General features: G+C 49.6%; 10 protein-coding genes. All 10 read right to left on the bottom strand.

The window, feature by feature from the left end:
* Nucleotide 1: 1 nt before the first annotated feature.
* The 10 genes from AC0YNS_RS14405 to AC0YNS_RS14360 all read right to left on the bottom strand — a co-directional run bounded on the left by AC0YNS_RS14405 (nucleotide 2) and on the right by AC0YNS_RS14360 (nucleotide 16,365).
* On the bottom strand, nucleotides 2-2,308 hold the full coding sequence (locus AC0YNS_RS14405; protein ID WP_475781674.1) for a DUF5696 domain-containing protein: 2,307 nt from the start codon (nucleotides 2,306-2,308) through the stop codon (nucleotides 2-4).
* A complete protein-coding gene (locus AC0YNS_RS14400) occupies nucleotides 2,298-4,358 on the bottom strand; it encodes a YIP1 family protein (RefSeq protein WP_475781673.1) in 2,061 nt (686 codons plus the stop codon). Before AC0YNS_RS14400 ends, AC0YNS_RS14405 begins: the two co-directional genes overlap by 11 nt.
* A gap of 11 nt (nucleotides 4,359-4,369) precedes the next feature.
* Nucleotides 4,370-5,251, bottom strand: a complete 882-nt coding sequence (locus AC0YNS_RS14395; protein ID WP_090981407.1) for a carbohydrate ABC transporter permease — start codon at nucleotides 5,249-5,251, stop codon at nucleotides 4,370-4,372.
* A gap of 40 nt (nucleotides 5,252-5,291) precedes the next feature.
* Nucleotides 5,292-6,197: a carbohydrate ABC transporter permease gene (locus AC0YNS_RS14390; RefSeq protein WP_090981405.1), complete on the bottom strand. Its 906-nt coding sequence runs from the start codon at nucleotides 6,195-6,197 to the stop codon at nucleotides 5,292-5,294.
* The gene (locus AC0YNS_RS14385) at nucleotides 6,194-9,316 is read right to left on the bottom strand and encodes an extracellular solute-binding protein (RefSeq protein ID WP_475781672.1); all 3,123 of its coding nucleotides are present in this window, start codon (nucleotides 9,314-9,316) and stop codon (nucleotides 6,194-6,196) included. The genes AC0YNS_RS14390 and AC0YNS_RS14385 overlap by 4 nt, the downstream gene beginning before the upstream one ends.
* 67 nt (nucleotides 9,317-9,383) lie before the next feature.
* Nucleotides 9,384-10,829: an ABC transporter substrate-binding protein gene (locus tag AC0YNS_RS14380; RefSeq protein ID WP_475781671.1), complete on the bottom strand. Its 1,446-nt coding sequence runs from the start codon at nucleotides 10,827-10,829 to the stop codon at nucleotides 9,384-9,386.
* 95 nt (nucleotides 10,830-10,924) lie between these two features.
* Nucleotides 10,925-11,971, bottom strand: a complete 1,047-nt coding sequence (locus tag AC0YNS_RS14375) for a LacI family DNA-binding transcriptional regulator (RefSeq protein WP_475781670.1) — start codon at nucleotides 11,969-11,971, stop codon at nucleotides 10,925-10,927.
* A gap of 349 nt (nucleotides 11,972-12,320) precedes the next feature.
* Nucleotides 12,321-14,462, bottom strand: a complete 2,142-nt coding sequence (gene bglX, locus AC0YNS_RS14370; protein WP_475781669.1) for a beta-glucosidase BglX — start codon at nucleotides 14,460-14,462, stop codon at nucleotides 12,321-12,323.
* A gap of 14 nt (nucleotides 14,463-14,476) precedes the next feature.
* Nucleotides 14,477-15,286, bottom strand: a complete 810-nt coding sequence (locus AC0YNS_RS14365; protein ID WP_475781668.1) for a sugar phosphate isomerase/epimerase family protein — start codon at nucleotides 15,284-15,286, stop codon at nucleotides 14,477-14,479.
* 2 nt (nucleotides 15,287-15,288) lie between these two features.
* On the bottom strand, nucleotides 15,289-16,365 hold the full coding sequence (locus tag AC0YNS_RS14360) for a Gfo/Idh/MocA family protein (RefSeq protein ID WP_475781667.1): 1,077 nt from the start codon (nucleotides 16,363-16,365) through the stop codon (nucleotides 15,289-15,291).
* Nucleotides 16,366-16,371: the final 6 nt, after the last annotated feature.

Below are 16,371 nucleotides of genomic sequence, written 5' to 3'. Positions count from 1 at the left end.
CTTACTCACCCCCGATGACAGCGAAGCTCTTCGCCTTGACGCTGACTTCGTTGTATGTGTAGTCGCTCGATGTGTAATTCACTACAATTTCCACACCGTTGGAATACTTGACTGCCGAGATGCCGTAGGCCGGCACGATGCGCGCTTCAATCGTTGCATCCTGAACCTTACGCAGCGCTTGGTTCACGGCTTTGTACGTCTCCTTAATCGGCTGCTCCAAATCGGAATATTGCGTTGTCAGCAAATCGACCGAAGGCGTGTCTCTCAGCTTCCAATACGGCTCATGCGTTAGCAGGTACGACGGATATTGACCGAAATCGATCATGCGCAGCGTATCCTCGCGTGGGCTGGAAGCCGAGTTGGACGGCCAGCCGAAGTAATCGATATAGCCGTGAAGCACGATTTGCAAGAACGGTACCGTATCCGTTTCGTACATGTACTGCGAAGAACCGGAACCCATGCCGAACATCGTATCCGTGTATTTCCACAGGTAGTCATTCGCCTGAACAATCGCCAGCTCGTTCAAGTTTTTCTTGAAGTTAGCGGCAAGCTCGCGGTACGCTTCAGCGGTCTGCTCACGCGTAAACGGATGCTTCTTGTTATAGTCGGATACGAGCGTGCTGCCCGTAATATCGAGCGCAAGACCATCTACGCCCAGATCCTTCATATCCTCGGCATCGTCCTTGGCAATTTCAACCGATTTGACCGGGCTGATGTCCCGCGCCATAATATCGTCGAAGAAACCACCGTCGCCCCAGCCGAAGAACGGAAACTCGTTAATTTCGTTGTTAATGGCTCTAACGGCGTCAGACTTGAAATTCATCAAATCGGAATTTCCGAAGGCAATGGTATAGTTATTGTATAGATAGACCGGAATGTCTTTGCCTGCCAAGTATTTCTTCAGGTCCTTCAGACCCGAAGCGCCGCCAAGCTTGGACTCGACCGGGAACTCGGCAGGACGCGCACCGTTCAAGCCTCCGTCATTCCAGCCCTCCAGCACCGTCTTCAAGTTCGTAATGCCGTTCTTCTCCAGGCTGTCGACAATCGTCTTCGCCTGACTAAACGTCGTCATCGGAACGACGTTAGCTCCGAATGCGCTCGCTTCCGTTTCTCCGCCTAACAGACGGATCTGCATGGGAACGTCTGCTTTGCTCTTCGCCGATTTCTCTTTGACGAGCTCGCCTTTCTCCTGCAAGTACGTTCTGTACGTCTTCGCCATCCCCACATAATCCGCTTCCTTGCCGCCGAGGAACTCGTATCGAACTTGACGGTCTGTCTTTAGCGGATCTTTCTGGAAGGTGTTATAACCGCCCATCGATTTGCTTGTTGGCTGGAAGTAACCGTACCGGATTTCGAACTTCGGAGCGACCCAGTAGAAGTCTGTGCTTAATCCGCTTGGATACGCGACAATCTTGGCATTGAATCGGCCATCCTCGACGATGCCGAGCACGCCGTTCTGCCCGGCGCCGTGCACGATCCCGAATACCGGCACAGATGTACGGCCGGTATTCATGTTGCCGTCCGACGTATAGTCGGTACCGTAGATCTTACCGACATACGGCTCGTCAAATCGGGAATGCGCTTTGTTAAAGCGGATAAGCGCCCCTGAACGGTCCGGAATAAACAGATAGCCCGGAATATCCGCCTTGTGAACCGCGCCTAGGAACGGATAAGCCTGAATGGAAGCCAGCTTGCTGACGCCTTTCTCCCACATCGAATCCGCTGGGATAGAGACAACAAGCGAATCGTTCTCAAGCTTAACCTCGAGTGCGATGCCTGCATTCAACGACCCGAAGGTCAACTTCACGCGCACCCCTTGCTCGATCGGCTCAATGCCGTCGACTTTACCGCCGAGCGACAAGAAATTTCCCGTGCTCAGCATCTCTTGATCGTTATAGTATTCGAGCAGAACCGGTGACTTGACTGCGGTCTGCCACTCATCATTTAACTCGGCATTTTGCAGATCGGCTTCGTTAGGCGTGGAAGCCCAAACATAACCGCTCTCCTTGTTCTTCACCATAATGGCAAGCGAAGCGTTCGCCATGTACAGCTCCAGCGAGCCGGACTCGCCGATTTTCTTATAGTCGGACGGAATCGTGCGATTCGCAATGGCGCTTGCTGCCTTCTCCGGCATCGTGTAATTGTTCGAACGATAAGGGAATGAGCCTTCCGTCTTATTAAGAACAATCTTGCTCTGACCCTCGGTAGATTGCTGCTCAACTGTAGCCCCATATGCGAACTGATACAACCCAACCGCTGCAAGCGCAGCAGACGCGACCAGGATAATCGGTTTCTTGTTAATCGACACGCAGATTCACCTCTTGGAATAACGAGTAAACAAATTCCCACACCTGATTCGACAAGCCGAACAGGATAAACGCAACGAATGCCATAATAAGCATGCCGATGATCGTGAGAACGATGTTTCTAACAGTCTCCTTAATTTCGTAGCCGTGGATCTCTTTCACCATGATGAAGAGCAGAAGCGCACACCACAGAATGACGATATTATAGGAGTAGTTATAAATGACACCCTCCATCAGGGTAAGGCCACGTGACATAATCGCCAGCGGAATTGCGAAAATAATGTAAGGGGACAATGCATAAATCGTCCCTTTATAGATGTTCTTGAAACTGCCTTCCCCATCGTTGATGACGCTGACAAGGTAGTTGGAAATCACCCAGGCGAACAGTGGAATGATCAGCTTGAGCAGCTCGGTTACGATGTTAATCTGCAGCGGCTCCATCGTTGCGAACAAGAAGTTCGTCGTATAGAGACCGAACAATCGAACACCGAACAGCACGAACAGCAAGACAGTTGCCGATGCTACCGAAGCCTTGTTGTTATGCTCCAGCTCGTAATAACCTTCAATCGGATGCCGCAGCATACGGAAAATATGAAGGAGCTGCGCGACAAACCATTGTCTGGTCACCTTCAGCCAAGCCATAACGACCGGCTTGCCGAACTGGTACTTCCGATAAGCGAACCGAATGGCCATCAAGGCGATAATGGCTCCCAGGATGCTTAACGCCACGTCAACCGCGTGTTTCATAATCCATTCGCGCCGGAGTTCCCAGTACGCATTTGAATATTCTTTCTTGTTTTTGGAGAATTCGAATTTCTCGAATGCTTCCTGGTATTTGCCTTCTTTGAAGTATGCGAGGCCGATACCGGTGTGCGCTAGCGAGAACAAGCTGTTCTGACGCAGCACTTCATTCCATGGATCACGACTTTGTACGTATTTGCCATCCAAATAGAGTCCCAGCGCTTCATGCACCAGCTTCGTGAACGCCGTTGGCTGGAACACCGTAATGTTGCCGCGCTCGCCGCTCAGGGCAAGCAATCTGCCATCCGACGTGACGGCAATTCCTGTCGGTGCTGCAAGCAAACCGAGACGTTGCTCTCCCGTGTCGCTATAGCTGAAGAGGAACATAAGGTTACCGTCACGGTTGTACTCCAGGATCATGCCTTCACCGGCATCGATCGCATAAATATTCCCCATCACGTCGGTCGTAATATCGGATACTTGATTAAGCGACCACGTTCCGCCGAGCAAATCCTTGCCCGCTACGTTCAGCTTCTTAATGGCGCCGCCGTTGATACCTGTCGTACTCGTATAGATAAGGCCTTCCGAGTCAACCGAAATATTCGTCGGCGAAATCGGCATTTCACGAGTCATTTTGCTTAGCTGAGCCTTCGTATAGAACATGCGCTGCAGCGTCTTCAGCAGGTTGAAGCCCGCCCGGTTACCGCCGAAGTAGCCTAGAAATTTGCCTTCCTTGTCCAATCGAACAAGACCTTGGATCAAGCCTTCGCCGATAATATAAATGCTGCCGCGTTTATCGACGATGACCTTCTGCGGCTTGAACGGCGTATCTTTGCCGTACAGCTTCGACTTCGGCTTGCCGATCGTTTGCTTCAGCTTGCCGTCTTGTCCGAAGACGACAACGCTTTGTTTTGCATAATCCGCAACGTAAATATCTTTGTTTTCCGTTACGAATACGCCCTTCGGCTGCTTTAATTCCCCTTCGCCGATTATTCGGATGAAGTTCCCCCATGAGTCCAATTCCACAATTCGGGCGTTGCCCGTATCGGCAACGTACATATGGTCTTCATTATCCACGAAGATATCTTGCGGGTTATTCAACTCCACTTTCCCGTTGCTTAGCGCTTCATTTTCGCCAAAGATGCTATACCCGTCGATTGCGCCTACTGGCATGTAGGCGTTCTGCATCATAATGCCATGACCTTTTTCATCGATCGTGAAGGTAGGATAAGGCACGTCCGCATAAGCAGTAGTCGAACCAACCAACAGCGCAGCCGCAACGAGAAGTGTGAGCCATCTGAATCTGAACATTGTTCTCCTCCTCACTTCAACCCGGAATGCGCCATCGTATCCATTACTTTGCTTTGCATGAATATGAAGATGGCCAAGTTCGGAATAAACATCAGAAGCGCTGCCGCCGCTGCCATCCCTTGACCGGCAATATTATTTTCCATCGCGGTGGTCGTCGTCAGCGTACTCATGTAGAAAGCAAACGTCTTGAGCGTTTCTTTGCTCATGAATAACGAAGATGTCTCCGCATTGTTCCAAGCCAATTGGAACGATAGAATCGCTACGGTCGCTAGCGCCGGCATAATCATCGGAATGACGAGCTTACGGAATACGTAGTAATCGTTCGCTCCGTCAAGCTGCGCTGCTTCGATGAGCGCATTCGGAATTTGATCGACGAATTGCTTGACCAGGAACACCCCTACCGGCAAGGAAAGCATCGGTAAGATATGACCTAGGAAGTTATCCGTCAGCCCCAGCTTCTCAATGACCAAATAACGCGGAATCGTTACCGCTGCCGGTACGAACATCAGAGCGATGATGTTTACTTCGAACACGACTTTTTTCATTTTGAATTCTTTCTTGGACAAAGCGAAGCCTGTCATGGAACAGATCACGATGGACAGGAATACGACTGAGCCGGTTACAAGAATACTGTTGAACAAATATTTCGTCTTCGGAACCGCTGAAACGTCGCCGACGCTGAACAATGTCGCAAAGTTACTCCACGTCGGATGCTGAACAAACAGCTTCGGCGGATATAGAAACAGTTCGTCTACAGGCTTAAGCGCCTGAGAGAAAATAAAGATAATCGGCAAGATCATGAACACGGACAAAGAAACAAGGAAGAGAAAGAACTTCCATTGACCGAAGCTGAAGCGATCCGGATTGATTTTATTAGCATGAAAAGAAGCCATTTACGCCATCACCTTCTCCCAATTCGTAATACACTGCGGACTAGTCGGAGTCGCCGAACAAGCGCCAGCACAGTTTAGAAAATCCGTAAACAATAATGAGCAAGACTACGGAAACCGCTGAAGCGTAACCCATATCATAGCGCAGGAAACCATAGTCCTCGATATGATTGATCATGAGCTGACCGGCATTTTGCGGTGTAGGATTAGCGCCTGAGAGCTGCACGCCAATCGCTCCGGCTTGGAATGTGCCGACGACAGCCATTACGGCGCCGAATAGCATTTGCGGCTTCATGCTCGGAATGGTAATGTACCACACCTCTTGAAGACGGTTGCGAATGCCATCGATATAGCCGGCTTCATACATCTCCCCGTTAATGTTGAGGATACCCGCGAGCATCGCCAGGAAGCCAACGCCCATACTGTTCCAGAGCGATACGGTCACCATGATCGGCATTAGATAATGCGGCGATTGTGTCCACTGAATCGGCTCGTTGATAATCGCAAGGCTCATTAAGAAATGATTCAAATAACCGGAAGCATTACCGCTGAAAATAACGAGCCACACGACAGCCATTGCAATTGCTGCAGTCAGTGAAGGCGAATAGATCGCGAGGGCAATGACTGTACGCGATTTCTTCGGAATTTGCGCCAGCAGCCAAGCGAGCCAGAAGGATAATAAATATCCTCCCGGACCGACCAGCAGTGCAAATTTAAGTGTGTTTGGCAAGACGTACATCATAAAGGCATTATCTTGTGTAATCAGGTTTACATAGTTGGTCAGTCCGATAAACTTAGGCGTTTGAATCGAGTTGAAATCCGTAAACGACAAGTAAATGGCAGAAACGACCGGAACTACGACAAGCAGAGAAAAAATGATAAAAAACGGACTAATAAACACAAAGGCGTTAAATTCGTTTTTTATTGCTTTTGCAGTCGCAGGCTTCACTTCTCATCACCTCGTTTGGCCATGTCTGACATATTCGGCATAATCGGCACATGAAGCGGTTTGACGACTTTACCGTCCTTGATATAACCGAAATCCGTAAGCTGCTTCTTAATTTCGCGATTGCCGTTAATGACGGCATCTTCCATCGCCCTTCGCGCATTGTAGCCGTCGAAGACGACTTTGTTCCAAGCGTCGCTGATTTCCCGCTCGACCATGTAATCACCGAAGAAGCGCGGAATATCCCATAACCATTTCCATTGCTCTTGAATGACCTCAATATCTTCCTTCGGCCAGGAAAGCTGGCTGAACGCTTCGACATTGGCCGAATTCCATTTGTAAGTCGGTCCATAGATCGCTTCCAGATTGTTACCGAAACGAACTTGAGCCTCTTCGGAAGTCCACCATTTCAGGAACTCCCATGTATCGTCTTTCTTCTTGCTGCTGTTGAACATGATTCCGGTTGCGCCTGTTCCCGGAGCGGTCCGGTTTACGACGCCGTCCTTGCCTTTAACACCAGGGTAAGGAGCAATCTTCCACCAACCGGCAAGCTCAGGAGCTGCTGCGGTCAACTGGATATAAGTAGTAACATCTGCAATCCCGATCGGCAGGCTTCCATCGCGGAACTGGTTGTAGAAGCTCGGTACCTGCAGCGGAACGCTGTATACCGTAAACATGTCCGTCATTTGTTTCAGTCCAGCCAATGCCTCATCCTGATCGATCGCAGTGTGAAGGCCATCGTCGGTGTACAGCTTGCCGCCGGTTTGATAAATAAACGGAACGGTGTTGTTATAAGGCTTAAATCCGCCTGTTTGCGACAGCGGCAGATAGAAATTCATCCCGAAACGCTGCAGCTCCGGCAAGATTTGCTTCACTTCTTCCATCGTATCGGGAACAGGAATATTCAGCGCATCGAGAATATCCTTCCGATAGAACAGCACCCAGAAGCTTTGTGTTTCCGGCAAAGCATATAGCTTCTGATCGAAAGTGACCGGAACGAGTGCACCAGGGGAGAATCGTTTCTGCACTTCGTCAAAGCCTTTGAATTGATTCATGTCCGCTAACGCTCCGCGCGCGGCAAGGCGGAAAGGAATGTAGTTGCTGACGCCAAGTGCTGCGTCAGGCGCATTACCAGCGGCGCTGGCAAGTACAAGCTTTCCTTCGTCCGGCATAATGGAGAGCGTTACTTTAATGCCGGTTTTCTTCGTGAATTCTTGATTGATTAGCTGCTGCATTTGGGTTACGTTCTGACGCGAACGGTTTACCCACACCTGTACGGCATCTTTATCGTCCGCGTTTACTTTGGAATAATCACGAGTAAACGATTTGAAGAACGCAGCGATGCTGTTCATAAATGATTTGAAGAAGCCTACCTTTTCACTCGGCAGCTTGCTGTCTGAATAGATATAGAACCGATCCAGCTGCAGTGGCTGTCTTGGCAGCTTCGTGTTAATGACACCAAGCGTCTGCAGCACGGAGCCGGAGCCTTCGGACAGACGGTTAAATTGATAAGGGATTTTCTCCGGTTCCTTCGACATCCGCTCAAGCGTTTCCGCCGCAACGAGCAAATTGCTCGCTTGGTCCGGATTAGCGCCGGCAAGCTTCTTAAGCGCGGCGTATTGTTTGCGCAGAATAGAAGCGAATTCTTCCAGCTTCTGCGGCAAATCAGGCATCTGTTTCGTAATATCCCAGTCCCGATTCACGTCCATCGTATTACCTGTTGCCATCTTAATCTCAAGTGCCAATGTGTTAATATCCCACATGACATTCTTAATCGTTTGGATGACTTGTCCATATGGGGCAGCGTCGGCGCGAAGTGAAATTTCATGCTCACCTGCTGTAAGCGCGAATTGATACGCTTTGCCGTCTTTGCCGGACAAGACCTCATTACGCCATTCATCCGTGTAAGGGAAGGCGTACTCATTCACTTCTTTGAATGGCACTTTACCATCTATCATTAAAGTGCGATATACGGGCATGCTTGTTTTGCCAGTCTGCAAATACTTGAATGCCAGTTGGTAAGAGCCCGCCTTATCCACTTTCACTTTCCAAGTAGCCCGCTGTCCACCCACTTGCCACGCCTGCTCGTTCTCTTCCGCGTTTCCACTGGTTGCAATCGTTTCTCCGCCGAGCGTGTTTAACGTGACTTTACCGTCTCTATGAGGAACAACAGTTGCATCTCCGCTTGCAATCGCGCGGATCGACGGTTCCGATTTGGAAATCGGATGCTCGGCTTCCACGACAAGGATTGAAGAGTCTGCTTTAGACAAGCTGTTTGCTTTCGCATATTGCTCGTACTGCGGCAGTACCTCCGGAGAGGAAATGACGATTCGGCCAATGAGGGCCTCTTCGCGCAAATTCATAAGTTTGATGCTGTTCGTGCCTTGTTTCAGATAGAACCGCAGCGGTTCCGCCGTGAAATAACTGGCATCCATTAATGGGGCCGTCTGCCATTGCTTAATTTGCTTCTGGCTTGCAGGCGTCTCATTCCCGAGCGCATCTCGGTCGAATGTCGCGTTTTCATCTGTCCACAGCTTTGGTAGCACAACTCTTCTGGATTCAAAAAACGGATATTTCCCGTTTACTTCAATAGCCCGCTCAATCGGAATGATTTTGTCCGATGTCGAGTAATAGTCGATATTAATTTGGTAGAGCCCATCTTGAGGCGCAGTTACATTCAAATCGATCGCATTCAAGTCGTCCGTCCATGTAAACACCGGCTCATCATAGCCGTTCGAATCGGAAGTAAGTGTTGCCTTGCCATTAGGCGTTACAAACTGATTAGGATGAATGATGATATCCGTTGCCGCATCTTTAATTCCTTTGGCCTGCCATGCTTTAAGCACGTCGCTGTAGGCATCCTCTACGACTTTCTTAACAGGGGAGTCATCTTCCTCGTCCTCTGCCGTGTCCTTTACATCGTCTTGCTTGCCGGCACCAGAAGAAATTTCGCTGCCACCGCCAAATAAACCATCCAAAATATCGTCATTGTCTTGTTTATCTTTGTCAGGCGCAGCCGCCTCATCAGCCTGCGCGATGGAACGTCCATGGAACGATACAGGTACTGTTGTCGCTAGAAGCGAAACAAATATGATTGCAGCTAATAATGGTTTGAACTTCATGCTTTCACCCCAGTAGAACAATTTTTCCTCCCCTAAATAGAGGAGGAAAAATTGTGATTACTTGCTTTTATTTAGTTGCTTCTTTGATTTTTGCTACCGCGTTGTTGTAGTACTCCATCGATTTCTCTTGCAGCTCAGCAGCTACGTCTTCCGGTCTTGCTTCACCTTTTTGGAACTTCTCGTTGTACTTGTCTTTCACTTTAGAAGTGAAGTCCGCGAAGCCCGGTTGGTATTTGAATGTTTCAAGCACGCCTGTTGGGATTGCTTTTACGATATCTTTAACACCAGGCGTTACGAAATCTTGTGCCAACCATGCTTCCCATACTGTAGGATCGTTGACAAGCGGCATCGAAGCTAGCGGAGACTCGTCTTTAATACGTGCCAACCAGCCGTCTTTGGAGTAAGTCATCCATTTCAGGAACTCAACTGCTTCTTTCTTGTGCTTCGAGCTCTTCGTTACGCCTGCATAGTCCGTAACCAGTCCGGCTTTTTGTTGTTGGCCGTCATAGCCCGGAACCGGAAGGATATCCCAGTTGAATTTCAAGTTTTGTTTGTACCATGTCAAGCTCCAAGTTGCATCGAACACCATACCGACTTTACCGATGTTAAAGCCGCTGATGTCTTTGCCGTACCATTTGTCTTTCTGTTCTTTCTTGTAGCTTTGAAGCGATGATTTGTCTTTCATACCGAAGTTGTTCGCCCAGTTCACAGCTTGCGCCCAAGCCGGGTTTGTGTAGTTATACTGAGTGCCGTCCCATGTGGAAGCACCAAGCGTATTGTCAATGTTAGGGATCAGGACGTCGCCCATGCCCGCAGCACCATCTATACCGAATTGCTGTTCGTTAAAATTCGTAAGCTTCTTGGAAATATCCTCGAGTTCAGCTACTGTCCAGTTAGCACTAGGAATTGGAATATTCGCTTTTGCAAATAAATCTTTGTTAATGTAAACGCCCCATGAGAAAAGTCCGTGTGGCAATGCAAATTGCTTGCCCTCGTATTTACCCGTGTCGGCCAAGTTGCCGTAAATTTTGTCAGGAGCAAAATCAGGATCTTGTTCCAGGTATGGAGTCAAATCTTCAAGCCAGCCGCTGCCTACAGCCAGAGGGACATTGAATAACCAAGTTACATCGGGAAGCTTGTTAGCTGCTGCTGCAGCTGCCAATTTCTCATCCCAAGGCCAATCCATCGATTTATCGATGACAACTTTAATGTTCGGGTGAGCAGCTTCGAATGCTTTGATACGTTTCATCTCAGCGCCGTTATCTGCTTTATCGCCCCAAGTTCCGTATGTGATCGTTACAACTTCATCTGTTGCAGCGGGCTCTTCAGCCGCTGGCTCTTCTGCTGGTTCCGTAGTATTAGCGTTTGTCGCTGTGTTATTGGTCTCTGTTGTGTTGCCCGTATTCGCATTAGTTGCCGTGTTGTTTGCGTTGTTGTTGCTGCTGCCGCAGCCAGCAAGCACAAAAGATAAAGCCAGTACCATCAGAAGCATCATATTAATTGACTTTTTCATTCCAATTCTCCCCCAGCTCGTGAATGTAGATTTGGTGATTCTTAGTCGACTTCCCCATAAACACAATCAAGCATGACTTGCTCCTTACTTCCCGGTTAACCCTGGTTTCGCCTCCCTTCATGGAATATATAGCTTTCCTCATTCTCATTGTGAGTGCCTTTGAATCCACAGGATTGACGAATAACCAGCTGCGTCGGAAGCATAATGGAGTTCTCTTCCTTCTGCACATTGAACACAAGCTGCGTTGCAATCGCTCCCATTTCGTATTTAGAATGGCCGATTGTCGTCAATGAAGGACGAACGAACGGTCCGAAACTAATGTTGTCAAAGCCTACGACTGCGACATCCTCAGGCACTCGAATACCGCCTTCGCGGAGCGCTCGCATAGCGCCGATCGCCATTTCATCATTCGCGGCGAAGATGGCATCAGGCAGCCTTTTGCATGCCATCATGACCTTCACGGTTTGATAGCCCCCGGCTTCCAAGTAACGACCTTGCAGGCTGATCTTCGGAGGTACATGCAAGTTATGTTCCATAAGCGCACGCTTGTAGCCGTCATAACGTTTGGAATTGTCATACGCGGCGAGCGGTCCGCTAAGAAATTCAATTCGCTTGCGTCCCAGTTTAATGAGATGCGTAACCGCATCGTAAGCGCCTTGTTCATTAGTGATCAGTACGCTGTGTACGTAATCGCTCTTAAGCTCTCGGTCGAGTACGACGATCGGGAATGACTCAGCCGCTACCTGGAGGATCAAGCTGTCCGGAATCGCTGTACCCATAATAATCGCGCCATCTACGAATTTTTCTCTCAGAAACCGATTCGCTGAGCTGTTCTCGCCGCCATAGGTACTGCAGACAATGAGATTGTAATCATGCGAGGCAACAACTTCCTGTACACCTTCGATGACTTGACTATAGAAAGGTCCGCCCAGATCATTCAGGAACAGTCCGATCGTTTCACTCTTGCGTTTCTTCAAATTTCGTGCCGCACCGCTTGGCCGATAGCTTAACTCTTCTGCAGCTCGAATTACTTTCTTTCGCGTTTCCTCACTGATCTTCGGTGAGTTATTCAGTGCGTAAGAAACAGTTGATACGGCAACTCCGGCCATTCTTGCAACATCTTTGATCGTAGCAGCCATCATCAATTCCACCTCTGGTTCAGCCTATTGAAACGTTTCGAAAGAATAAAGTAAAATTCCCCCATTATGAAACGCTTACATTACAGGTTAGCGCTCAGACTTGTAATCACAGTCACAGAGGGATATTTGTTTAAAGAACTACCCTTTTCACTCATAGAAACGTTTCACAAACACATAATAGCACAGAATTCTGGAAGTGAAAAGGCTTTCAACTGATAAAATGGAACTTTTTTTTGTTAGAAATTTGTTAGTTCCTGGTCTGTTTTTCCAATTATCTTTCTAACATTGTCGAAACGATTCGACTGTAATTGGAAAAACCCCCGACATTTCGGGGGTTTGCCAACAGGATGATTTAAATGACTTCGAATTGCCCTTCTAAACCGTCCGCACTGCTTGGACCGATCCAGAGCTTGAATTTCCCCGGCTCTACGACAAAATGATGCTCTTGATTGATAAATCCGAGCTCTTCCTTTGCCAGCTGGAATGAAACTGTCGTGCTTTCGCCGGCCGCCAATGTAATTCTACGGAAGCCTTTAAGTTCTTTTACAGGTCTTGTAATGCTCGCTGCCTCATCGCAAATATACAGCTGTACGATTTCGACACCTTCGCGCGTTCCTGTATTGTGCACTTTTGCAGAAACGTTCAGCGTTTGGCCAAGCGGAAGCTCGGCTTGCTCGATCTGCAGCTCCTCATAGCTGAAACTTGTATACGTCAGACCGTGTCCGAACGGGTACAACGGTGAAGTATCGGCATCCACATAACGTCTCATATGCGGTCTGCCTGTTTTCTTCGCGTTGTAATAGATCGGCACTTGGCCCGCATGTTTTGGGAATGTGACAGGCAGTTTGCCGCTAGGGCCGGCTGCGCCGAACAGGATGTCGGCAATTGCCGGACCTGCTTGCACGCCGAGCTGCCAAGCCTCAACGATAGCCGGAATATTCGCATCCGCCCACTCAAGCGTAAGCGGACGTCCGTTTGCAAGGACAAGGACAACCGGAACGCCGGTCGCATGAATCGCTTCAAGCAGCTTCTGCTGGCTTGCCGGAATGTCGAGCGATACGCGGCTGTTGTTCTCGCCGCTCATATCCGCATTCTCGCCTAATACGAGAATGGCAACATCACTGCTCTTAGCGGCCGATACGGCTTCCCCAAGCTCTTCAGCCGTTCCGTCCAGCACACCTGAACCTCGTGCATACACAACTTCGGTTTGATGCTGATGAGCAAGCGCCCGTATGCCTGCCAATACGGTAATCACATCTTCCGGCCTTCCTTGTCCGCGCCAGCAGCCGAGCTGTGCCTCACGATCCTCGGCAAACGGACCGATAACCGCCAGCTTACGAGAAGAAGATTTGAGCGGAAGCGTGTCGTTCTCATTCTTCAGCAGCACGATCGATTGACGCGCCATTTCGCGTGCTGTTTCCAGATGCGCGGAATGAAGCATAAAGGAGTTGGCCAATTTATTGTCTACATACGGATGAGTGAACAGACCAAGCTGATGCTTCACGCGCAGAATACGGCGAACCGCATCATCAATCTCGCTCTCGTTAACCTCACCCTTCTCAATCAATGCAGCCAGATGCTCATGATAAATCAGGGAATGCATGTCCAAGTGCATGCCTGCTTTAATCGCTTGCAATCCTGCTTGCTCGCGGTTTGCGGCATAACCATGCTGAACGAGCTCATCAACGGATTCCCAATCACTGACGACGAAACCCTTGAAGCCCCACTCATCCTGCAGTACATCCTTCAGCAACCAACGGTTGCCGGAAGCCGGTATGCCGTTGATTTCATTGAAGGCCGCCATAATCGTGCCTGCGCCGGCATCAAGTGCCGCCTGAAACGGCGGGAAATACGTTTCGCGCATACGCGTCTCCGACACATCGACCGTGTTGTAGTCACGGCCGCCTTCGGCAAGTCCATATGCGGCAAAATGTTTCGGACAAGCCATCACATGCGGCCGATCCGTCCAATCGTTTCTTTGAATCCCTCTAACGCGCGCTCCGGCAACGGAGGAAGCCAGGTATGTATCTTCCCCTGCTCCTTCCGCGATTCTTCCCCATCTAGCATCACGGGCGATATCCACCATCGGTGCAAGAATCCAGTTGATGCCGTCTGATGAAGCTTCGCGTGCAGCAATCGCCGCCGTTTCTTCCAGCAGCTCCGGATTCCAGCTGCATACCTCTGCAAGCGGTATTGGGAAAGTCGACCGGTAGCCGTGGATAACATCATCCGCAAACAGCAGCGGAATACCAAGTCGGGACTCTTCAATCGCAATACGCTGCAGCTCATTAACCGTATCCGCTCCTCGAACACCGAGAATGGAGCCTACCATGCCTTCTTCGATCAGCTCGCTGTCCGACTCTTCGTCAAATGTACCCAGCTGCGTCAATTGGCCGATTTTCTCCTGCAGCGTCATCTGAGCAAGCAGCGTCTCGATCGCGGCTTCCTTCTCCGCGTCCAGCTGGAAAGGGGTTTTCTTTACGTTGCTATCCATAGTAAGCCGCCTTTCTATGCGAGTTCCGCGATGCAAGACTTCATATATGCAATGGAATTGGCAGTCGCTTCCGCGAGCGTTCCCTTTGCACCAGTGCCTTCCTCATGCACGAGCTCGAATGTAAGCCAGCCTTCATATCCGATGTCGGATGCAGCTTGCAGCACTTGTTTAATATCGATATCGCCAACAGTCAGATCTTCGCTATAGATGCGTCCGATTTGATTGCGGAAGTGGAACGCATAAATGCGATCCGAATAAGTGCGAAGCAATTCCACAGGGTTCAAACCTGCAACATGCGCCCAGCCAGTATCCACGCAAAGCCCTACTTCTTGGCTCGCGTATTCGATAACCGCGCGAAGATCGCCGTCTGCATTGTGTTTGTCCGAAGCATGATTGTGCAAGCTTACTTTAAGACCGAGACCACTGACTGCAGCCGCGATGCGGGACAAATTGTCGCCGATTTGCTTAAATTCTTCTTCCGTCTTCGCCTGCGGAGCATCCCAGCCGCCTTTTGGATCGGCATTAATGACCAGGTCTGTTCCGCCTGCTTCGACGACACGCTTAGCAACAGGTATAACCGTTTCTTCGATGTTGAGCGTTTCGAACGGCTCATGCAGCTGCAAACCAACATACGCACCGGAAATCGCTAAACCGAATTGTTTCGCCAGTGTTACCAGCTCCGGAGTCGGATCCAGTTCAAGCGCATTCATGCCTGCTTCCGCACAGTTGCGGAAAATTTCTTCCATGGACGGATCTTTGCCATCCTTCCAATATTCGCACATGTAGCCGTAAAGCCCCGTGGAAAAGCCTTTATTTGTAATCATGCTTATTTCCTCCTTAGCACAACTGCCTGTTGACTTGCAGCAGCATCATAGATCGATTGTAAACATAAGAAATTGAAGACAGCCTGCTCATTTACGACCGCAGGAGACTGCTGCCCTTTTACTTTCTGATAGAAGAAGTGAATCGGATGGTCCATATAACCGATTTGACCTTCGTACGGAATCGTATTTTCGTTAGTTATAACTTCACCATTCTTGTCCGATTTAACCAGAACTTGGTCGGTCTCGAAGTACGGCGACCACTTAACTGCGCCTTTCGTGCCTTCGATTTCAACCGTGTAATACGGTTCGCCATGCGTACAGGAAGCACGCTCATACTGTACCCAGACCGACTTGCCGCTGGCTTGCTGGAATTTCAGCATAGCGCCGACATGTCCTTCGATGTCATACACAACATCCTTCGGATCAACGTCGGTTTCCGGTTTCGCCGTCCAAGCAGAAGCAACCTCAACGCTAACCGGCTGCAGCATGTCATTGAGCAGCGTGAAATCATATGGACCCCAGTCCATAACGATGCCGCCTGCAGCTTTCGATTTATCCAGGAACCAGCGGCTCTCAGGCTGATGCTCAATACCGGGACGACCGCGTTGACCGCGGAAAACGAATGAAATTTTGTAGACATCGCCGAGCTCGCCCGAATTCAAAATCCGTTTCACTTCATCCGTCTTCGGCACCTGCAAGAAACGAACGCTGCAGCAGCCGAGCATGCGGTTATTCGCTTTGGCGATTTCAAGCAATGCTTCTGCTTCTTCGCGATTCATCACAAGCGGTTTCTCGCAGAGCGTGTGACGACCGGACTCCAGCGCCATGCGCGACAATGGGAAATGCGTAAAAGGAGGCGTGCCGACGATCACGATATCATCTTCTCGCGGCTCCTCGTTCAGCATTTCTTTCGCATCGGTAAACGTCGTTACTTGCGGGAAACGCTCTGCGAAGCTCGCAAGCGCCGCTGGGTTCGGATCCGCTACTTTGATCTGAATGACTTCTTCGCCTTCGATTTTGTATATCGCCTCAGCGTGGGTCCGGTTAATGACACCGGCCCCAATTAGATAGAATCTCATGATCGA

The sequence above is a fragment of the Paenibacillus sp. J22FR21 genome (assembly GCF_056269135.1).
This window is presented reverse-complemented; position numbering and strand designations above follow the sequence as displayed.